A 19283-nucleotide genomic window follows, 5' to 3' on the forward strand; every position below is an offset into this window, starting at 1 on the left:
TCTCATTTGCTATAACTTCTCTACATTTATTGTCATCTGGAAAGGCTTTTATGAACTCTAAAATATTCTCCCCCCTAAATATTGCTTCCATCTACTATATTTTACTGTAAATATAATTGTTTTTTATGTATGTAACTCGAATTATTTTTATATCCATTCGTCGTAATGCATCAACCGAAACACAAAGCAATCCTAAATCGTTGAATGAATTTAATCGGTGGGTAATTGTTAAAGCTTCAGTTGTATCAAAATCAGATTGTATTTTTATATGCGGTTCGCCTCCAGAAAATGTAAAACTTTGAAAGTTAATTAATTTTTCATCTCCAAGTGGACTGAAATTTTTATCTAAATTAAGTATCATAATTATTTTATTTGTGTTATTATTACGCAAAGTAAAAACAAAAATATCAAACGACAAAATATTTTGTGTAAAATTTACGCAAATTTAATTTCGAAGTGAAATCCCACTTTTACCAAAGCATTGTATTTTTGATGATTGAATTGAAAAAGTTTGGCTGGACGACCAGTTTTTACTGATGAAAACTCACTAGTTTCTTCAATAACTCCAAAACTCATCAGTTTTTTTCTAAAATTTCTACGGTCTATTTCTTTTTCTAAAATAGAACAGTATAAATTTTCTAAATCAGAAAAAAGAAATTTTTGAGGCAATAAATCAAAACCTATTGGTTGATAAGATAATTTTGCCTTGAGTCTTTCAATTGCTTTTTTAACTATCATATTATGATCAAAAGCCAGTTTTGGAATATCTGTAATAGCAAACCATTGCACTTTATCAGCATCTGTGTCGGCTTTAATATCAAATTTTGTGGAATCTACCAAGGCAAAATAAGCAACAGATATGACTCTATTTCGTGAATCCCGATTTACATTATCACCAAAAGTGTAGAGCTGTTCTAGATAATTCACTTTGACATTCGTTTCTTCTTTCAATTCTCGTTTTACTGCATCGATAATTGATTCTTTATTTTGTACCAATCCTCCAGGAAGTGCCCAATAATTTTCTGTTGTTCCAAATTTTTGCTGAATTAAAAGCACAAATAATTTGCCGTTTTGATAACCAAAAACAATGGCATCGACTGCGACTCTAATATTTTGTAATTCTTTCATATTTCGATGCGTATTTTTTACACGAATATAAATCCTTTTTTGACAAATCGACTCTAATATAATACATTTGTAAAACAGAAAAATTCAAATGCACATTCTCCGCCAACAAATTCAAGAAATAACACCGCTTTCCGATTCGGAATTCGATTATATTTTATCGCATTTTACAAACAAAAAAATCAAAAAACACCAGTTTCTTATTCAAGAAAATGACTTGGTTCCAAATGATTATTTTGTTTTGAGTGGTTTCTTGAAATCTTATTATTTGAACCAAGAAGGCAAAGAATATATAATGCAATTTGGAACTCAGAACTGGTGGATAACCGATTATAACTCTTATTTCAATCAAATTCCTGCAACAATCAATGTAGATTGTATTGAAGATGCCGAAGTTTTGTGTTTGTCGTTGATTAATCGCGAAAAATTATGTTCTGAAATGCATAAAATGGAACATTTTTTTAGAAAAAAATCCAATGCTGGTTATGTTGCCTTACAACAACGATTATTGACTTTATTGAACAACAATCCACGGGAACGCTATGAAAAATTGGTCAAACAATATCCAGTTTTGATTCAAAAAGTGCCGAAAGCATTGATTGCCTCTTATCTTGGTGTTTCCAGAGAAACGTTGAGTAGATTTAGTTTGAAAAAATAAATATTTTTTCTAAAAATTATAGAGTTTTAACAAATTCTAGTTACATTGAAACTTCACTTCTAGAGTTCTAAACTTTATTTAAAATAAAATATAGACTTTATAGGTTTAAAGATTTTACTTCTAAAAATTTTGTGAATATTTGTGATTTTCATCACATTTCAAATCAATATTTCCGTTTACTTTTGAATTTAAATTCAAACTTAAAAACTATGCAAAATTTATTCAAAATTCTATTCGTTTTGACGTTCGCTTTATCAGCAAATGCTCAAAATATTGCTTTCAACTCTAATGAATTGTATCCTGAAGGCATTGCTTACAGCAAAAAACAAGATGTCTATTTCGTGAGTTCATTACACTACGGAAAAATTGGAAAAGTAACATCCAAAGGCGTTTACACAGAATTTATTACCGATACAGCTTTGGTGAGTACCATTGGGATTCACGCCAACGAAAAAGCAAATTTATTGTACGTTTGTGTTTCCGATCCAGGTGTTGCAGTAAATACAAGTGCAACAACTCAAATGAAACTTGCCAAACTAATAGCTTATGATTTAACCACAGGAAAACGAAAATTTGCTGCAGATTTAGGAGTGTTGAATCCAAGCGGAGGAAATTTTGCCAATGATGTAGATTTTGATTTGAAAGGAAATTGCTATGTAACCAATAGTGCTTCGCCAATTATTTATAAAATTTCTCCAAAAGGAGTTCCTTCGATTTTTGCAACATCAGAAAACTGGAAAAAAGATGGTTTCAATTTGAATGGAATTGTTGTACATCCAAATGGATATTTAATTGTAGCGCAATCAAATACTGGTGAATTATACAAAGTTTCGATTAAAAATCCCAAAGAAATTACTAAAATAAACAGCGATTTGATTCTAGGAGCTGACGGAATTTTCTTAAACGGAGAAAATGAATTAATGGTAATTTCAAATTCCACAAAGCAAGTTTTCCAACTCAATTCTACCAATGATTTTGCTACTGCAAAAGTTGTAAAAACTGCTCCAACTGAAATGACTTTTCCAACAACTGGAATTGTAGTAAACAAAAAATATTATGTTTTGAACGCTAAATTAGACGAGATTTTTAATCCAAATGCAACAAAAACTTCCAATTTTTTGATTCAGGAAATTAAGTTTTAATGTTTATTGGTCTGAAAAATAGTTAAAACTAAACATTTTAGTGCATTTCTCTTTCACATTCTAAAAAAATTTACCGCAAATTCGCTAATTATTTTCTGTTTTTTAAGCCTTTAATTTGCGAATTCGCGGTAAATTTTACTTTTTTAACCTGGGAAACTTTAAATCTGCAAAACCAAATTTATGGACTTTGAGTTCATAGTGGTTTATTTAAAATGTGATAATTATCACATAAAATTTGTGATTCTTATCATTATTTATTGTTGCAAAACAAAGTAATTTTGTAACAAATAATAAAATTTATGAAATATCTAAAACTCTTATTAGCAATACCTTTGATCTTCTTGGCTTGCAAAAATCAATCACAAGAAAAAATTACATCACAAATTAAAAATCAGAAAGAAAAAATTATGAAAAAAGTATTATTTGTAGTTACCAGTCACGACAAACTAGGTAATACAGGCGAAAAAACAGGATTTTGGACAGAAGAATTTGCAGCTCCATATTATGAATTATCAGACAAAGGAATTGTAATAGATGTTGCAACGCCACTTGGAGGACAGCCGCCAATTGATCCTAAAAGTGAAGATCCATCTGCGGTTACAGAAGATTCAAAACGTTATCATAACGACAAAGAACTTTTGGAAAAAATGAAAAATACCCATAAATTATCTGATGTGAATCAAGCAGATTATGATGCTGTTTTTTATCCTGGAGGACACGGACCACTTTGGGATCTAGCTGAAGATAGAAATTCAATTGCTTTAATAGAAGCTTTTTATAGCAATAATAAACCAGTTGCATTTGTATGTCACTCTCCTGGTGCTTTAAAAAATGTAAAAGTTAACGGTGAATATCTTGTAAAAGGAAAAAAAGTTACAGGGTTTTCTAACACCGAAGAAGAGGCTGTTGGTTTAACCAAAGTTGTTCCATTTTTATTAGAAGATGAATTGTCTAAAAATGGCGCAACTTATTCTAAAAAAGAAAACTGGCAACCTTATGCAGTAGAAGATGGATTATTAATTACAGGTCAAAATCCAGCTTCGTCCAAATTGGTTGCGCAAAAATTATTACAACAATTAAAATAAAATAAAAATGCTAAATTTCGAATTATACAATCCTACCAATTATGTTTTTGGGAAAGGACAAACAGAAAAATTATCCAAACTTGTTCCAGCCAATGCCAAAGTTTTACTGGCTTACGGTGGTGGAAGTATTTTTAAAAATGGAGTTCATGAGGCCGTAGTTGCTGCATTAAAAGATTTTAAAATTATTGAATTTGGGGGTATTGAACCCAATCCTAGATTTGAAACCTTGCTAAAAGCAGTAGAAATTGTAAAAAATGAAAATATCACCTTTATTCTTGCTGTTGGAGGCGGAAGCGTTATAGATGGTGTAAAATTCATTTCTGGCGCAACGCATTACGAAGGAAATCCAATAGACATTTTAAAAAAGAAAGTTTTATTTACAGATTTATCAAAAGTAATTCCTTTTGGAACTGTTTTAACTTTGCCAGCTACAGGTTCTGAAATGAATTCTGGTGCAGTGGTTACTATTGAAGCTACTCAAGAGAAACTAGCAATAGGTGGAAGCGCTTTGTTTCCAAAATTTTCTATTTGTGATCCAACTGTAGTTTCGTCGTTGCCAAAACGTCAAATTCAAAACGGAATTATCGATGCGTACACCCACGTAATGGAGCAATATTTAACCTATCCTACAGATGCACTTTTGCAAGACAGAATTGCCGAAGGAATTTTGCAAACTCTAGTAGAAATAGGTCCTAGTGTAGTTGAAAATCCAAGCGATTATAAATTGGCTTCCAATTTTATGTGGTCGGCTACCATGGCGTTGAACGGATTGATTCAAAAAGGTGTTCCTTCAGATTGGGCAACACACATGATTGGTCATGAACTCACAGCGCTTTACGAAATTGACCATGCCAGAACTTTGGCAATCATTGCTCCAAGTTTATACAGAGTCATGTTTGAAACCAAAAAAGACAAACTAGCACAATATGGCGAAAGAATTTTCCATGTTACAGGAAATTCAATAGATGAAAAAGCCAATCAAGCCATTGAAAAAACGATTGAATTTTTCCATAAAATGGGAATGAAAACCAAACTTTCAGAAAACACAAATGATTATCAAAAAACTGCTGATTTTATCGTAAATCGTTTTGACGAAAGAGGTTGGAAAGCTCTTGGAGAAAAACAAAATATTACTTTAGAAAAAGTGAAAGAAATTGTTGAAATGAGCTATTAAGCAAAATCAATTATAAACAAAAGGCGTTCAAGAATATTTTCTCGAACGCCTTTTTCCTAAACACCAAAAACAAAACTTAACTTAACTTTATTATAATTTAACTAACTCCATTTTTTTTGCCGCATCATTTTTTGAACGTGATTTTGGTTCTGTATTTTTCAAAAATTGAATAAATCCTCGACCTGCAAACTCATAAGTTGTACCCGATGCAGTATGAAACAATCTTATCTTACTGTCATTAATAACGGTCAACTTAAAGCTTTCATTGCCCCAAAAATCATAATCTAATGTTAAATTTTTTAGGTTCGGATTTGAAGTGTTGTAAACACCATACTGTCCCGTAAAATCCCAGTAAATATTATTTACATTTGTTCCATAAGCATCCTGAGATGACTTAAAGGTTGTACCACTTCCTCCAGAAACAAATTTGATAAAATGCTCATTATCAAAATCATTTAAAGCACCGTAATTACTTGTATAAACTTTTTCCCAAGCTTTGTATTCCTGCAAAAAATAATTAATATTATCATAAAAAATACGATCGTAATCAAATGTATTTGTTTGGAATCCAGTTAAATAATAGGTAGTGTTTTCGCTACGGCTGTACATTTTAATTTCATTTCTGCCAGTTTGATAAACTTCCAAATCATAAGTGCCATATATATCGTGATAAAACCTAACAGCAGTAGGAAAATAGCTGTAATCGCCCACTATAATTCCCAAACCATTTCCAGTATTCCCTATTCCAACTAAATTATTGTTGGCATACAAACGGCCATTAAACAAAGAAATTGTAAAAGCTCTGGACAAGAAAGGCACATCGCCATTTCCAGTAGTTCTATCATAGTCCACATACCACAAATCATAACTTTCCATCAATTCAGGAAGTGGAATTGCATTATCAACATAAGAATCATTTACAATAATATCTGTTTGGCAAGCAGAAAATAGAAAAGGCGAAACCATCGCAATCAAAAGTATTTTTATCGTTTTCATAACTTTATTTTTTAAGGTTTATAAACCATATCCAATTAGCGTGCCAGTTTTTAAAAATTTAAAGAATCCATATTTTAAACTATTACTTTCGCACTGTTTTTAACAATTTTGATTACTTTTGAATATCCTAATTTTTAGGAGCTATTTCCTGCTGTACACTCTATCTTTTTTGTGGTTTTGCCCTTCGACAAGCTCAGGATGACAAAACCACAAAAAAGGATGCCGTTTCCATCAGGGCTAATTAAGAAACCAATGATTACAAAACCAAAATTTGCCGTAATAGGCGGCGGAAGCTGGGCAACCGCCATCACCAAAATGCTTTGTGTAAACCTTGATCAAGTAGCATGGTATATGCGAAATGAGGAAGCGGTAAACCATATTCGAACCTTCAAACACAACCCAAATTATTTAACAGGAGTTGAATTTGATGTCAAAAAATTGCGACTTACTACCAACATCAACGAAGCGATTGCTTATGCGGATTATATCATTTTCGCAATTCCTTCTGCTTTTTTGAGCAAAGAATTAGAAAAAATGACCGAAAGCTTGGAAGGCAAAGTGATTTTTTCGGCTATAAAAGGTATTGTGCCAGAAACTAGTATGATAGTAGGCGAACATTTTCATGAAACCTACCATATTCCTTATAATAATATTGGAGTAATCACTGGACCTTGCCATGCGGAAGAAGTTGCTTTGGAGCGTTTATCCTATTTAACCATTTCTTGTGGCGATGCCAAAAAAGCAAAAGTTGTTGCCGATTGTCTTTCAGGACATTTTATAAAAACCAAAATCACAGACGATATTATTGGTACAGAGTATGCCGCCATGCTCAAAAATATTTTTGCCATTGCAGCAGGAATCGCCCACGGATTGGGTTACGGGGATAATTTCCAATCGGTTTTAATGAGCAACAGTATTCGCGAAATGAAAAAGTTTATCAAAAAAGTACACCGAATGAAGCGAAATATTAACGACTCTGCTTATTTGGGTGATTTATTGGTTACTGGCTATTCCGTATTTTCAAGAAACAGAATGTTTGGCAATATGATTGGCAAAGGCTACACTGTAAAATCTGCCCAAATGGAAATGAGCATGGTTGCCGAAGGTTATTATGCTACTAAAAGTGCTTGGAAACTGAACCAAGAATATGGGGCCAAAACACCTATTATCGATGCTGTTTACGAGATTTTATACGAAGGCAAAGATGCAAAAAGTGTTTTCAAAAAATTGACAGATAAGTTGGATTAGTATTTACAAAAAGCCCAATTTCGTTCTCACTCTATTCAAAACGCCATTCGCCACAGCCGTTGCCTTTTGAGCTCCAATTTGTAACGCTTGATCCAATTCGGGTAAATTATTCATATAATAATTGTACTTTTCTCTTTCGGTCATAAATTTTTGTGTAATCAATTCAAACAATGCTTGTTTGGCATGGCCATAACCGTAATCTTGATTTGCATTTTTATAATTTTCAACCATTTTTGCTATTTGAGATTCATTGGCTAACAATTTGTATAATCCAAAAATATTACAAGTTTCAGGATTTTTTGGATCTTCAAGCGGCGTACTATCGGTTTCAATAGTCATTACTTGTTTGCGAAGTGCTTTGTCATCCAAAAATATATTGATAATATTGTTTCTGGATTTACTCATTTTTTGACCATTGGTACCAGGAATCAGCATAGTGTTTTCTTGGATTTTAGCTTCTGGCAAAACAAACGTTTCACCCATTTGATTGTTGAATCGAGCAGCTACGTCACGCGAAATTTCAATATGTTGCAGTTGGTCTTTTCCAACTGGAACAATGTTGGCATCGTACAACAAAATATCTGCCGCCATAAGCATTGGATAAGTAAATAGTCCAGCATTCACATCTTCCAATCTGTCTGCTTTGTCTTTGAAAGAATGTGCCAATGTGAGTCGTTGGTACGGAAAAAAACAACTCAAATACCATGATAGTTCTGCCGTTTGTGGCACATCTGACTGGCGATAAAAAACCACCTTTTCAGTATTTAATCCACAAGCCAGCCAAGCGGCAGCTGTGCTATAAGTGTTTTCTTTTAAAGTTTTTCCGTCTTTTATTTGGGTAATCGAATGTAGATCGGCAATAAAAAGAAAAGATTCACTGGTTGATTCGCTTGCCATTTGAATGGCTGGAATAATGGCTCCTAATAAATTTCCTAAATGTGGTGTTCCTGTGCTTTGTATTCCTGTAAGTATTGTTGACATTGTTTTTTATTTACCTTTAAGGTTTCTAATTCATTTATTTACCGCAGAGTTTGCAGAGTTTTTCGCAGAGTTTTTTGTTTATAAATTATTAACCACTCTTCTGATTCCATTTTTTAATAAAATCTCATTAAAATTTATAAGTAATCCTAATTTAAATTTACCAAGCTTTAGGTATGTTAAAGTTTGAGCTAAATGTATTTCATTTAAAGATTCAACACTCTTAACTTCAATTATGAATTTTCTTTCTACTAACAAATCAACACGATAACCACAATCTAATTTAACTTCTTCAAAAATTAATGGTAATGCCTTTTCTTTCTCAACAAACAAATCCGATTTATTTATTTTATAATACAAACACTCTTTGTATGCATTTTCAAGTAATCCTGCACCAAGTATTCTATGAACTTCGATTGCTAATCCAATTATTTTTGTTGAAATTTCATTTTCAGTCATACAGTGTTTACAAAGGTTTGATATTCATTTTTTCTTTTTCATGACCTCAGCGAAAAACTTTGCAAACTCTGCGGTTAAAAACACAAAGTTAATTATTTAATGAAATTATCAATTACTATTCGCTATTTTTGAATGTATGAAAATATTAAAAATTGTTTTTTGGGTTTTGTGGCGTATTTGGTTTTATGTTTTAATGACCGTACCCATACTTGTCATGTTTCCATTTCTATTTGTTTCAATTCTCAAAGAAACTTGGTATCCCTATTTTTTTAGAATGGCTAGAATTTGGGCTAAAATAATTCTTTACGGCATGGGATTTTATTATAAGGTAGAAACTGAAGAAAAAATAATAACTCATAAAAGTTATATGTTTATTGCCAATCATACTTCTATGATGGATATAATGCTGATGCTTTCGGTAGTTAAAAATCCTTTTGTTTTTGTTGGAAAAATGGAATTGGTCAAGATTCCAATATTTGGATTTTTTTATAAGCGTACTTGCATTTTGGTAGATAGAAACAACCCAAAAAGCAGAATGGAAGTATTTGCACGCGCTCAAAAACGCATTGATCAAGGCTTGAGCATTTGTATTTTTCCAGAAGGCAAAGTTCCCGATGATGAATCTATTGTTTTGGACGAGTTTAAAGATGGCGCTTTTCGTTTGGCAATTGAACATCATTTGCCCATAGTTCCATTGGTCTTTGCTGACAATAAAGAACGTTTTTCTTATACATTTTTGAGTGGAAGTCCAGGAAAAATGAGGGTAAAAATTTTACCTTTTATAGAAACTTCAACAAAAATTATAAATGACAGAAAAACAGTTAAAGAAGAAGCTAGAAATGTTATTTACAATCAGCTTTTGGTTTTCGAGTCGTAAAAATAAATTGTAGAAATAGACTAATTTTTAAAATTACTATACCCCTATTTGCTTTGTCCGAAAATTTAATTAAATAATGGAGTCCAATATTTAAGTTAAAAAAAAGCATTTCAAAAAAATTGAAACGCTTTTTTTGTAGCTTTATCTCTGTCTATAAATTGAATGAAGCACCAAGGGTTAAAACAAATTGATTGTTCACATTGCCTCCATCGGAATTATATTTTGCAATTGGAATTCCTGCTTCTGTAAATACTCCAAAACCATCTGTAAAGAAATATCTAAAACCCAAATGAGCCCCAAAATTTTTCAAACCAAGGTTTAATCCTGGATAAATATCCATTTTTTCATCCATTTCAAATACATTCCCTAAGTTGGCATTGAAGCGTGCTTTTAAATCGGCTCTGTCTTTAAATTTTACATCTCCAATTTCAAATCCAGAAGCTCCTAATAAATAGGATCCTACAAATCCGAAAGACATATTTTCACCAATTCCGAAATCTGAAGACACTTGAATTCCTGTTAAATTGTTTTGAATATTCATACCCACTTGTGCTTTAACATCGCCTTTGCCTTTGTATGCTTGAGCGTTTACTATACTTACTGAAAGTATGACTAAAAGTGTAATTAATTTTTTCATATTTACTTTGATTTATTTTTACAAATATAGAAATCATTTGATTATTCAAAACAAAAAAATACATTTATTGAAAGATTAGATTTCAATTAATTTCTGCCCTTTTCATTTGGATATAAATCTGGCAAGTTTTCGCTTTGCCAAAATACTTTTGTATCAACATCCATAATAGTTAGAGGACCTTTGAAAGCAGCGCCAGTATCAATATTCCAAACATTGGCTTTATTTAAAGGAGTTGTTATTCCAAGTCTAGTTACGGGTGTGTGACCAATGTATATTTCTGTGTAATTGGTGAATCTTTTTGGATAAAATAAATGGTCTTTATAAATTGAAATATCCAAAGAAACAGCTGTTTCCCAAAGTGTTCTGTCCCAATATAATAATTTTGGAAAATATTCATAATCTACACCATTCATATTGGTAAATCCTGCGTGAACAAATAATCTGTTCTTAAAGTCAATATAGAAGTTTTGGAGGGATTTCAAAAATTGAATATGTTTATTTTTTACCGACTCCGAAACCAATTTATATGCCAAAACGGTAGCTTCACCTCCATGTTTAAACCACATTCCTTCATCTATTTCTTTATCGTTGGTTTCAAGCCAATCTAGAAAAAGTTGGTCATGATTGCCTCGAATAAATATACATTTATTTTGAGTGGATAGATTTATTAAAAAATCAATTACTTGTGGCGATTGGCTCCAACCATCAACATAATCGCCAAGAAAAATTAAGATATCGTTTTTGGTGATTTTAGCCTTATTTAACACTTGAATTAGTGCCAAAAAACCACCGTGAATGTCGCCAATTACTAAAGTTCTCATTTATAAATTTTATAAAAGCAATATATTAAATATATATATTTTGTGTACAAAACAACTGTTAAAATACGATAAAATCAATTCTACGCTAAAAGTTTAACAAAATACGCGGGAAAACCGTAAAATTTATTTCTGAAACCTTTATAATTTTGGTAAAATTATAAGAGAGAACTCACTCGCATTTTGACAGATTTTCTACTCTTAATTATTTTTAAAAAACAATATAATAATTTAATATCACAAACCATGAAAAAATTTACCTACACATTCTTAATGATTACTTTAATCGTTTCTTCTTCATTTCTAACTTCTTGTTCAGCTGATGAAATAGGTGATGATTCTAAAAAAGATACTGTTATTCAAGTCAACCAAGTTGATCCACCAGTTGTTCCACCAAGAAATTGTCATTGTTAAAAACTTTAAAAATATAACATAATTTAATATCACAAACCATGAAAAAATTTACCTACACATTCGCAATAATTGTATTATTCGTTACCTCTTCATTTTTAACTTCTTGTACCGTTGAAGATATTTTGGATGATTCCAAAAACGAAATTACTGTCCAAGTCAATAAAGTTGATCCACCAGTGGTTCCACCTAGAAGCATTAGATAATATAAAACCAAAAATATACCACAAATCATGAAAAAATTCACCTACACATTCGCAATAATTGTATTATTCATTACCTCTTCATTTTTAACTTCTTGTACTGTTGAAGATATTTTGGATGATTCCAAAAACGAAATTACTGTCCAAGTAAATCAAGTTGATCCACCAGTTGTTCCACCTAGAAGCGTTAGATAATATAAAACCAAAAACATACCACAATCATGAAAAAATTCACCTATTCATTGGCAATTATTACATTATTCGTTACTTCTTCATTTTTAACTTCTTGTACTGTTGAAGATATTTTGGATGATTCCAAAAACGAAATTACTGTCCAAGTAAATCAAGTTGATCCACCAGTTGTTCCACCTAGAAGCGTTAATTAATGTAAATCTTACTGTATACTCCAAATTTAATTAAAATGCTGTTTTAATGAAAAATTGATGGTGTAGAAAATAATTGGTTGCGGGAGTTTGTTAAATAAATTTGTAAATTTGAAAACAAACTCTCAAAAATTTGAAAAATTTATTATCTATATTTTTAATTCTTCTTCTATTTAATTGTAATAAAAAAAAGGAGTCTAACGGTACCGTATTGGGTGAAGATAAAATTGATACTTTATTTACAAAAGCCAACAATTTTAAAATTGAAAAAACGAAACGTATTTTATATGCGGATAAAATAATTAATCTTTTAGGAAAAAAAGACAATGATTCACTTACCCGGAACCATTATTTTAAACTTTCTGATACGTACTACAATCTTGGAGAAAATGAAAAAAATCTTCAAGTAAGCAGAATGGTGTACAATATGTCTAAAAATAGGCAAGACGTTTTGGGTGTAGCAAAAGCGCTTTATTACATTGGCGATTACCATTACAGCAGGTTTAAAAACGATAGTGCTTATTATTATTATACGAAGTCAGAAAAAACATATTTATCATATGACGTTAATTACGATGTATTAAGAATAAAATATTACAAAGCAAATATTTTGTTTTTTGAAAAAGATTTTTTAGGATGTGAAACTGCTATAATTGAAATTTTAAAAAACCGAAAAATTAAAAATAATACAAGGTTAGTTCATGATTGTTATATAACCTTAGGAAATGCTTTAGAAGGATTAAACAATTCTGAAAATGCTTTAGAATATTATAACAAAGCTTTTGAAATTACATCAAAATTACAAGATGATCCTCAATATTTAATGCTAAAAGCACAAGCCTATAATTATATAGGCAAAGTGTATCAAAAGCAAAAAAATTATTCCAAGTCGATTGAATACTTCAGGAAAGGTTTGGAATTTGATGATTTCAAAAAAACGCTGCCTTTTCTCTATGCCAATTTGATTAATAATTTGGGTTATTCTAATCTTAAAATGGGCAATGAATCTTCTATTTTTCAACTTAATGAAGGTTTAAAAATAAGACAAGCGTTAAAAAATACTCTAGGCATTGTTTCAAGCAAGATAAATTTGTCTGAATATTATTTGGACAAAAAAGATACGCTGAAAGCTTTCGCCAATATTACCGAAGCCAAAAAACAAGCAAATTCGAATAAAATATTTGAAGATGAACTCAAAGCACTTCAACTATTAACTAAAATTGATCCTAAAAACGACTCTTTTTATAATAATAGGTTCATAAAATTAACTGATAGTCTGCAAAATAATGAACGTGCTACTAGAAATAAGTTTGCAAGGATAGAATTTGAAACTGACGAAATTACCATTCAGAAAAATAATATTGAGGCCGAAAAAAACAAAATTTCCTACCAACGATGGGTAATTTTAGGATTTGGAGTTTTTATAGTTTTGGTAATTGGGCTACTTTACCTTGCAAAATCTCAACACTCCAAAAACAAAGAATTGCAGTTTGAAAAAGCACAGCAAAAAGCAAACGAAGATATATACCAACTCATGCTTGACCAACAAAGCAAAATTGATGAAGGTAGGCAGGAAGAAAAAAAACGAATATCGCAAGAATTACACGATGGTATAATGAGCAAATTGACCAGCACCAGACTCAATTTATTTGTTTTAAGTAAAAAAACTGATGAAGAAACCATAAAAAAATGTCTAGTCCATATTGCAGAAATTCAAAATATTGAAAAGGAAATAAGACAAATTTCCCATAATCTAGCACAAGACATATTTCTAGGCAAAGACAGTTTTAAAATTATTATTGAATCATTATTCGAGTCTCAAAAAGACATCTCTAAAACCAATTTCCATCTGGAAATTGATAATCATATCAATTGGGATAGTATCGATGTAGCTATAAAAATGAATATTTATAGAATATTTCAAGAAAATCTTCAAAACATTAATAAATACGCAAAAGCAAAAAATAGCAATGCAAATATTATACAACATGATGACCATATTCAAATTGATATTACTGATGATGGTGTTGGTTTTAATGTAGAAAAAACAAAAGAAGGGATTGGGTTAAAAAACATGCTAGCAAGAGTAAATACACTTGATGGCAAAATAAAAATTATTTCAAAAAAAGGAAAAGGAACCCATATTAATTTGATTATTCCAATATAAATACATACATTCACCATATGCTTGTAAAATTTGTATTATGAAACTAAAAATACTAATGATCGATGATCATCCTTCAATGATCGAAGGATATAAAATTATTTTATCATACAATGATTTTGGTTATGAAGTTGAAACCACTTCAGCAACAGATACAAAATCTGCTTATGAAATAATTACTAAAACAAAAAGAAGTAATGCTTTTAATGTGGTGTTTTTAGATTATAGCTTGCCACCATATGATGCCAAAAATATTCAAAACGGCAAAGATTTGGCTCTAATCATAAAAAAAAGAATGCCAAAGGCTAAAATTGTGATTTTGACCTCACATACAGAATCTATTTTATTATATGATATTATTAAAAATGTTGAACCCGCAGGTGTATTGGTAAAAAGCGATTTCAGTGCCGAAGAATTATTGTCGGCTTTTCAAGAAATTATGGAAGGAAAAATATACCATAGCCAAACTGTTAAGCAAACAATTAAGGAGTTAACTTCAAAAAAAATCTATTTGGACAGTTTTAATAGACAAATTATTTCTTTAATTGCACAAGGTATAAATACTAAAAGTATTCCAAATCATATCAATATGTCCATAAGTGCTATTGAAAAAAGAAAAGTGACCATACGCGAATATTTCTTAATTCCGAAAGGAAACGATGAAGACATTATTAGAGAAGCCAGAAGACTCGGGCTTATTTAAATATTTTTCTCAAAAAACCACACTCTTTTATTCGCGCAAAAATATTTTAACAAAATACGCTGGAAAACCATAAAATTTCTACCATTGAAGTTTGTAATTTTATAGTCCTTATTTTTAAATAGAATCTTTTAAAAATGAGAACTAGATTATAATAAATTATTTAATTTTTTTGGATATGGTAGAAAAAATACAAAAATCAAAATACAAATCTAAGTTATTACTATCAACATTTTTACTTGCCTTTTACATGATTTTCGCACTAAATTTGCTAGTAATAATTGTTTGCTTGTCTGAAATCATAAATCAAATTGATTTTAACGTGGTTTCAATTTCAATATACAAAGGGTATTATGCTTTAAATGATATAAAAATTGGTATTCCTATACTTTATAGTTTTATAGGTCTTGTTTTGATATGGTTTTTAATAATTATACATACTTTAAGGGTTATAAATAAACCAATTAAATACATTTTTTCATAATTTATCTTAGCTAAATTATTAAATTTGAATGGCTTAAAATAAAATATTTACTAATTATTGTATTTCATTTTTCTTAAAATCCTTAAGGCTTCTTTGAAACTCAAATATATATTAGGAAAGGGTTTTAAGAGTTGCTTTGCATTAATTAATCTTTCTTTTGCCTCTGTGAATCCATTCAAATAACAAATCATTAATGTTGAAGGTAAATTTTCAAGATCTTTTTTTTCGTTTTCATTCAAACTATAACTTTTTTCCATTTTTTCTAATAAAAACTTACTATTATTATAAATATGGTGTAGCATTTTCAAGTTAAATTCAGGAGGTTCAAATAGCATTTTATTTTCTATTTTGTAATATCCATTGTCAAAAAAACTTATAATTACTCGTTCTAATGGATAATAACTTGTTTTATCATTTAATCCTAATTTTATATATTCTGTAAGTATAAAAGTATTTTCATCATATTCTATAGAAACTTCGTCTTGAGCAGAATAAAAAAGTTTAATTTGCTCGTTTATCAATTCAATATCAACCCTTGTAAAATAGATTTTTTCTCGTATTTTTTTTTGATTTCCAGACCAGCAAACCACAAACAATTCTTTAAAAACCTTGTGCGTGGCAAACATATCTTTGTGCCGAATATTTATAAAATCCAAAACGCCTTCTAAAGTATATCCGATACTGTTACGTGAATTATTCTCAATGCTAATTACGGTTTCAATATTTTGTTTTGAAAACGGGATTTTATCTTCTGTAGGTACAGAATTACTTCCCAATCGAACAAATGTAGTATTGGCAACTATGGTGTGTATTCCTTTTTTAAAAAACGAAACTTTGTTGTTTGGTTTTATAGTCACCAAACCAATAACTCGGTCTTTAGGCAAATTTGGAAACGGCACATTTTCATACTGAATTTTTGGTGGATTTTCCAAAAACGCATTGACTAGGTTTTGAATGCGACTATCGTCAAAAAAATCATCACCAACAATTTCATTGTCAGAATCTTCCACACCAACTACAATATATGAATTATTGGTAGGGTTGGAATTGGACAAGGCACAAATGTGTTTTAAAAATTTACTTTTTCCTTCCCGCGAATGCAAATTCAACTGACGTTTCTTATCATAGAAGCTACACTCATCGTTGTGAGCCAATAAATTTTTAATAAGAAGACGCTTGTTTATCATTACTAAGTTGCGGGTTGCGGGTTATGAGTTACGAGTTATGAGTTTCGAATTTCGAATTTCGAGTAGAAATTATTTATCAAATTTACTACCCTTATTATCAGATTTTACTAGATAAGACATAAACGAGCCTATTTTTTTACTTACAATTTCAGTTTTTGATTTTAATAATTCAAATTTTTCTGTCGTGATATGTTTTCTATCATAAGCTCTGTACAATTGAGATCTTATTTCGCCACACGAACCTTTAGAAATACTTAAGAATTGAATAAATTCCCTTCGTCCGTTTCTCTCAAAACCTTCGGCAATATTATCCATTGTGGAACCAGACGAACGACTAATTTGATTTCTTAATTCATAATCTTTGCCTAAAAAAGTAGTTTCAAATAACTCCCAAATATCATGACAAATTTCTCTTGCCAGTTGCCATATTTCTAAATCTTCAAACTGCTTTATTGTAGCCATATAAAATAATTAAAACATTAAAATCTTTTGAAACCCGCAACTTAAAACTAAGGAACCTTAAATCCGCAACTTTCCGTCCAAATAGCAAACCAATCTTCCAAGTCCAATTTTAAAGAAATAGCTTTTGTGGAATTGTTAATTCTGTCTGAACTCGTTGTTCCAATTACAGGCAAAACACCCGACGGATGTTGCATAATCCAAGCCAAAAGCAAAACATCGGTAGGAACATTGTACTTTGATTCTAATGAGGATAAAAGTATGTTTAATCTATTGGTTTGCTCGCTTTTTTCTCTGAAAATATTTCCCAACGGATTCCAAGACATAGGTTTAATTTGATGAATTTGCATAAAATCCAAACTTCCGTCTAGCATTGGCTCCAGATGTGTTGCCGAAAATTGAATTTGATTAAATTCCACTTTGATTTTTTGATTAATAAGTTCTGTTTGCGATGGTGTAAAATTTGAAACCCCAAAACTTTTAATTTTGCCCTCGCTTTTTAATTGATTAATAGCTTCAGCAATTTCATCAGATTGCATCAATGGACTCGGACGGTGCAACAAAAGAGCATCCAAATAATCAGTATTTAAATTTTTTAATGAATTTTCTACCGACCAAATAATATATTTTTTGGAATAATTATAATGCTTAATTTTATTATCTCGACCTTCCGTGTGTTGGATTCCACATTTTGAAATTAATTGAATTTTGTCTCTTTCAATGTTAGTATTTGAAAAAGCTTTTCCAAAACTATTTTCAGTGGTATAACCTCCATAAATATCTGCATGATCAAACGTGGTTATATTGTTTTCAAGACAAGAATTCATCAAGTCAACCATTTGGTTTTCAGATAAATTTTTGCCCCAAATTCCCCACGTCATTACACCTGAAATTATTTTAGAAAATTGCATATTTTAGTATTTCAAATTTAAATTCTTAAAAATATGAAAATACTATCACAAATCATCCTTAAAAGAAAATGTTTGTATTAATTTTTAACCATTTATTAACATCGAACTCCTAAAAAAAAATTCAATTTGCACCTTAAAAAAAAACAACCTAAATTCACGGCTTTAAAAACATAAAAATGGAAGAGAATACAACAACTTTAGACATTCGAGCGATTAATGAAAAAATTGAAAGAGAAAGCGCATTTATAGACCTTCTCACTATGGAAATGAACAAAGTAATTGTGGGACAAAAACACATGATTGAGAGGCTGCTAATTGGACTTTTAGGAAAAGGGCATATTCTACTTGAAGGTGTTCCTGGTTTGGCAAAAACTTTGGCTATAAACACTTTATCTCAAGCCATTCAAGGGTCGTTTAGCCGAATTCAATTCACACCAGATTTGTTGCCTGCCGATGTAGTTGGAACCATGATTTATAATATTAAATCGAATGAATTTTCGATTAAAAAAGGGCCTATTTTTGCTAATTTTGTTTTGGCCGATGAGATAAATCGTGCACCAGCCAAAGTACAATCGGCACTTTTGGAAGCCATGCAAGAAAAACAAGTCACTATTGGCGACACGACTTTCAAGTTGGACAGACCATTTTTGGTTTTGGCAACTCAAAATCCAATTGAGCAAGAAGGAACTTATCCATTGCCAGAAGCGCAAGTCGATCGTTTTATGTTGAAAACGGTTATTGATTATCCAAAATTGGAAGACGAACGAATGGTAATTCGTCAGAATTTGAATGGAGAGTTTCAAAAAGTAAATCCAGTAGTTTCTGTAGAGCAAATTATTCGTGCCCAAGAAGCTGTTCGTGAAGTTTACATGGACGAAAAAATCGAAAAATACATATTGGATATTATTTTTGCCACGCGTTATCCAGAAAAATACAAGTTAGAAAGCTTGAAACCGCTTATTAGTTTTGGAGCATCGCCACGCGGAAGCATCAATTTGGCAAATGCGGCAAAATGTTATGCTTTTATCAAACGCCGTGGTTATGTAATACCAGAAGATGTCCGCGCCGTAGTTCACGATGTTTTGCGTCATAGAATAGGAATTACTTATGAAGCTGAAGCGGAAAATGTTACTTCGGTGGATATTATCAATAAAATTGTAAACGAAATTGAAGTACCTTAAAAC

The 19283-nt window shown here is 30.7% G+C and carries 23 protein-coding genes; 13 read left to right on the top strand and 10 right to left on the bottom strand.

What is annotated here, in order from left to right; genetic code table 11:
• Positions 1 to 94: 94 nt before the first annotated feature.
• Positions 95 to 361: a hypothetical protein gene (locus tag RMN92_RS04480; RefSeq protein WP_309608267.1), complete on the bottom strand. Its 267-nt coding sequence runs from the start codon at positions 359 to 361 to the stop codon at positions 95 to 97.
• Positions 362 to 435: 74 nt separating this feature from the next.
• Positions 436 to 1128 carry an NrtR DNA-binding winged helix domain-containing protein gene (locus RMN92_RS04485; RefSeq protein ID WP_309608268.1) on the bottom strand — a complete coding sequence of 231 codons (693 nt, stop codon included), beginning with the start codon at positions 1126 to 1128 and terminating at the stop codon, positions 436 to 438.
• 88 nt (positions 1129 to 1216) lie between these two features.
• Here RMN92_RS04485 and RMN92_RS04490 point away from each other — a divergent pair, with 88 nt between their 5' ends.
• The 4 genes from RMN92_RS04490 to RMN92_RS04505 all read left to right on the top strand — a co-directional run bounded on the left by RMN92_RS04490 (position 1217) and on the right by RMN92_RS04505 (position 5184).
• Positions 1217 to 1783 (top strand): Crp/Fnr family transcriptional regulator, encoded by a 567-nt coding sequence (locus tag RMN92_RS04490; RefSeq protein ID WP_309608269.1) that lies wholly within the window; start codon positions 1217 to 1219, stop codon positions 1781 to 1783.
• A gap of 209 nt (positions 1784 to 1992) precedes the next feature.
• Entirely contained in the window at positions 1993 to 2925 is a 933-nt protein-coding gene (locus RMN92_RS04495; protein ID WP_309608270.1) for a hypothetical protein, read from the top strand.
• 299 nt (positions 2926 to 3224) lie between these two features.
• Entirely contained in the window at positions 3225 to 4010 is a 786-nt protein-coding gene (locus RMN92_RS04500; RefSeq protein WP_309608271.1) for a type 1 glutamine amidotransferase domain-containing protein, read from the top strand.
• A 7-nt stretch (positions 4011 to 4017) separates the two neighbouring features.
• Positions 4018 to 5184, top strand: a complete 1167-nt coding sequence (locus RMN92_RS04505) for an iron-containing alcohol dehydrogenase (protein WP_309608272.1) — start codon at positions 4018 to 4020, stop codon at positions 5182 to 5184.
• Positions 5185 to 5274: 90 nt separating this feature from the next.
• Here the strand turns inward: RMN92_RS04505 and RMN92_RS04510 are convergent, their stop codons facing one another.
• Positions 5275 to 6180: a nicotinic acid mononucleotide adenyltransferase gene (locus RMN92_RS04510; protein ID WP_309608273.1), complete on the bottom strand. Its 906-nt coding sequence runs from the start codon at positions 6178 to 6180 to the stop codon at positions 5275 to 5277.
• Positions 6181 to 6432: 252 nt separating this feature from the next.
• Here RMN92_RS04510 and RMN92_RS04515 point away from each other — a divergent pair, with 252 nt between their 5' ends.
• Positions 6433 to 7428, top strand: a complete 996-nt coding sequence (locus RMN92_RS04515) for an NAD(P)H-dependent glycerol-3-phosphate dehydrogenase (RefSeq protein ID WP_309608300.1) — start codon at positions 6433 to 6435, stop codon at positions 7426 to 7428.
• Between the two features lie 3 nt (positions 7429 to 7431).
• Here the strand turns inward: RMN92_RS04515 and trpS are convergent, their stop codons facing one another.
• Both trpS and RMN92_RS04525 read right to left on the bottom strand, forming a co-directional pair.
• Complete coding sequence (gene trpS, locus RMN92_RS04520) at positions 7432 to 8409, bottom strand: tryptophan--tRNA ligase (RefSeq protein WP_309608274.1); 978 nt, start codon at positions 8407 to 8409, stop codon at positions 7432 to 7434.
• Between the two features lie 78 nt (positions 8410 to 8487).
• Positions 8488 to 8865, bottom strand: a complete 378-nt coding sequence (locus RMN92_RS04525; RefSeq protein ID WP_309608275.1) for a GxxExxY protein — start codon at positions 8863 to 8865, stop codon at positions 8488 to 8490.
• Between the two features lie 136 nt (positions 8866 to 9001).
• On the opposite strand from RMN92_RS04525, the gene RMN92_RS04530 reads away from it, so the two are divergent.
• Positions 9002 to 9742, top strand: a complete 741-nt coding sequence (locus RMN92_RS04530; protein WP_309608276.1) for a lysophospholipid acyltransferase family protein — start codon at positions 9002 to 9004, stop codon at positions 9740 to 9742.
• Positions 9743 to 9893: 151 nt separating this feature from the next.
• On the opposite strand, the gene RMN92_RS04535 is transcribed toward RMN92_RS04530, so the two are convergent.
• Both RMN92_RS04535 and RMN92_RS04540 read right to left on the bottom strand, forming a co-directional pair.
• A complete protein-coding gene (locus RMN92_RS04535) occupies positions 9894 to 10379 on the bottom strand; it encodes a DUF6646 family protein (RefSeq protein WP_309608277.1) in 486 nt (161 codons plus the stop codon).
• Between the two features lie 86 nt (positions 10380 to 10465).
• Entirely contained in the window at positions 10466 to 11200 is a 735-nt protein-coding gene (locus RMN92_RS04540; protein WP_309608278.1) for a metallophosphoesterase family protein, read from the bottom strand.
• Positions 11201 to 11443: 243 nt separating this feature from the next.
• Between RMN92_RS04540 and RMN92_RS04545 the strand changes: the two genes are divergently transcribed.
• From RMN92_RS04545 to RMN92_RS04570, 6 genes are all read left to right on the top strand, one after another.
• Entirely contained in the window at positions 11444 to 11611 is a 168-nt protein-coding gene (locus RMN92_RS04545; protein WP_309608279.1) for a hypothetical protein, read from the top strand.
• A 38-nt stretch (positions 11612 to 11649) separates the two neighbouring features.
• Entirely contained in the window at positions 11650 to 11814 is a 165-nt protein-coding gene (locus tag RMN92_RS04550; RefSeq protein ID WP_309608280.1) for a hypothetical protein, read from the top strand.
• A gap of 27 nt (positions 11815 to 11841) precedes the next feature.
• A complete protein-coding gene (locus RMN92_RS04555) occupies positions 11842 to 12006 on the top strand; it encodes a hypothetical protein (protein WP_309608281.1) in 165 nt (54 codons plus the stop codon).
• A 26-nt stretch (positions 12007 to 12032) separates the two neighbouring features.
• The gene (locus RMN92_RS04560; RefSeq protein ID WP_309608282.1) at positions 12033 to 12197 is read left to right on the top strand and encodes a hypothetical protein; all 165 of its coding nucleotides are present in this window, start codon (positions 12033 to 12035) and stop codon (positions 12195 to 12197) included.
• A 130-nt stretch (positions 12198 to 12327) separates the two neighbouring features.
• Positions 12328 to 14361 carry a tetratricopeptide repeat protein gene (locus RMN92_RS04565; protein WP_309608283.1) on the top strand — a complete coding sequence of 678 codons (2034 nt, stop codon included), beginning with the start codon at positions 12328 to 12330 and terminating at the stop codon, positions 14359 to 14361.
• A 37-nt stretch (positions 14362 to 14398) separates the two neighbouring features.
• Entirely contained in the window at positions 14399 to 15061 is a 663-nt protein-coding gene (locus RMN92_RS04570; RefSeq protein WP_309608284.1) for a response regulator, read from the top strand.
• 531 nt (positions 15062 to 15592) lie between these two features.
• Here RMN92_RS04570 and RMN92_RS04575 read toward each other — a convergent pair.
• The 3 genes from RMN92_RS04575 to RMN92_RS04585 all read right to left on the bottom strand — a co-directional run bounded on the left by RMN92_RS04575 (position 15593) and on the right by RMN92_RS04585 (position 18099).
• Positions 15593 to 16729 (bottom strand): ATP-binding protein, encoded by a 1137-nt coding sequence (locus tag RMN92_RS04575; RefSeq protein WP_309608285.1) that lies wholly within the window; start codon positions 16727 to 16729, stop codon positions 15593 to 15595.
• 69 nt (positions 16730 to 16798) lie between these two features.
• Positions 16799 to 17191 carry a four helix bundle protein gene (locus tag RMN92_RS04580; protein ID WP_309608286.1) on the bottom strand — a complete coding sequence of 131 codons (393 nt, stop codon included), beginning with the start codon at positions 17189 to 17191 and terminating at the stop codon, positions 16799 to 16801.
• A gap of 47 nt (positions 17192 to 17238) precedes the next feature.
• Positions 17239 to 18099 carry an aldo/keto reductase gene (locus RMN92_RS04585; RefSeq protein ID WP_309608287.1) on the bottom strand — a complete coding sequence of 287 codons (861 nt, stop codon included), beginning with the start codon at positions 18097 to 18099 and terminating at the stop codon, positions 17239 to 17241.
• Positions 18100 to 18275: 176 nt separating this feature from the next.
• Here RMN92_RS04585 and RMN92_RS04590 point away from each other — a divergent pair, with 176 nt between their 5' ends.
• On the top strand, positions 18276 to 19280 hold the full coding sequence (locus RMN92_RS04590; protein WP_309608288.1) for a MoxR family ATPase: 1005 nt from the start codon (positions 18276 to 18278) through the stop codon (positions 19278 to 19280).
• Positions 19281 to 19283 lie beyond the last annotated feature (3 nt).

Source organism: Flavobacterium sp., from assembly GCF_031363805.1.
Classification (GTDB): domain Bacteria; phylum Bacteroidota; class Bacteroidia; order Flavobacteriales; family Flavobacteriaceae; genus Flavobacterium.

Bases quoted from the DNA above. Each gene is read 5' to 3' on its own strand.
- RMN92_RS04530 (WP_309608276.1), top strand. From the start codon at position 9,002: ATGAAAATATTAAAAATTGTTTTTTGGGTTTTGTGGCGTATTTGGTTT.
- RMN92_RS04570 (WP_309608284.1), top strand. From the start codon at position 14,399: ATGAAACTAAAAATACTAATGATCGATGATCATCCTTCAATGATCGAA.
- RMN92_RS04485 (WP_309608268.1), bottom strand. From the start codon at position 1,128: ATGAAAGAATTACAAAATATTAGAGTCGCAGTCGATGCCATTGTTTTT.
- RMN92_RS04490 (WP_309608269.1), top strand. From the start codon at position 1,217: ATGCACATTCTCCGCCAACAAATTCAAGAAATAACACCGCTTTCCGAT.
- RMN92_RS04575 (WP_309608285.1), bottom strand. From the start codon at position 16,729: ATGATAAACAAGCGTCTTCTTATTAAAAATTTATTGGCTCACAACGAT.
- trpS (WP_309608274.1), bottom strand. From the start codon at position 8,409: ATGTCAACAATACTTACAGGAATACAAAGCACAGGAACACCACATTTA.
- RMN92_RS04525 (WP_309608275.1), bottom strand. From the start codon at position 8,865: ATGACTGAAAATGAAATTTCAACAAAAATAATTGGATTAGCAATCGAA.
- RMN92_RS04545 (WP_309608279.1), top strand. From the start codon at position 11,444: ATGAAAAAATTTACCTACACATTCTTAATGATTACTTTAATCGTTTCT.
- RMN92_RS04590 (WP_309608288.1), top strand. From the start codon at position 18,276: ATGGAAGAGAATACAACAACTTTAGACATTCGAGCGATTAATGAAAAA.
- RMN92_RS04580 (WP_309608286.1), bottom strand. From the start codon at position 17,191: ATGGCTACAATAAAGCAGTTTGAAGATTTAGAAATATGGCAACTGGCA.
- RMN92_RS04505 (WP_309608272.1), top strand. From the start codon at position 4,018: ATGCTAAATTTCGAATTATACAATCCTACCAATTATGTTTTTGGGAAA.
- RMN92_RS04495 (WP_309608270.1), top strand. From the start codon at position 1,993: ATGCAAAATTTATTCAAAATTCTATTCGTTTTGACGTTCGCTTTATCA.
- RMN92_RS04535 (WP_309608277.1), bottom strand. From the start codon at position 10,379: ATGAAAAAATTAATTACACTTTTAGTCATACTTTCAGTAAGTATAGTA.
- RMN92_RS04480 (WP_309608267.1), bottom strand. From the start codon at position 361: ATGATACTTAATTTAGATAAAAATTTCAGTCCACTTGGAGATGAAAAA.
- RMN92_RS04540 (WP_309608278.1), bottom strand. From the start codon at position 11,200: ATGAGAACTTTAGTAATTGGCGACATTCACGGTGGTTTTTTGGCACTA.
- RMN92_RS04555 (WP_309608281.1), top strand. From the start codon at position 11,842: ATGAAAAAATTCACCTACACATTCGCAATAATTGTATTATTCATTACC.
- RMN92_RS04585 (WP_309608287.1), bottom strand. From the start codon at position 18,099: ATGCAATTTTCTAAAATAATTTCAGGTGTAATGACGTGGGGAATTTGG.
- RMN92_RS04560 (WP_309608282.1), top strand. From the start codon at position 12,033: ATGAAAAAATTCACCTATTCATTGGCAATTATTACATTATTCGTTACT.
- RMN92_RS04500 (WP_309608271.1), top strand. From the start codon at position 3,225: ATGAAATATCTAAAACTCTTATTAGCAATACCTTTGATCTTCTTGGCT.
- RMN92_RS04515 (WP_309608300.1), top strand. From the start codon at position 6,433: ATGATTACAAAACCAAAATTTGCCGTAATAGGCGGCGGAAGCTGGGCA.
- RMN92_RS04550 (WP_309608280.1), top strand. From the start codon at position 11,650: ATGAAAAAATTTACCTACACATTCGCAATAATTGTATTATTCGTTACC.
- RMN92_RS04510 (WP_309608273.1), bottom strand. From the start codon at position 6,180: ATGAAAACGATAAAAATACTTTTGATTGCGATGGTTTCGCCTTTTCTA.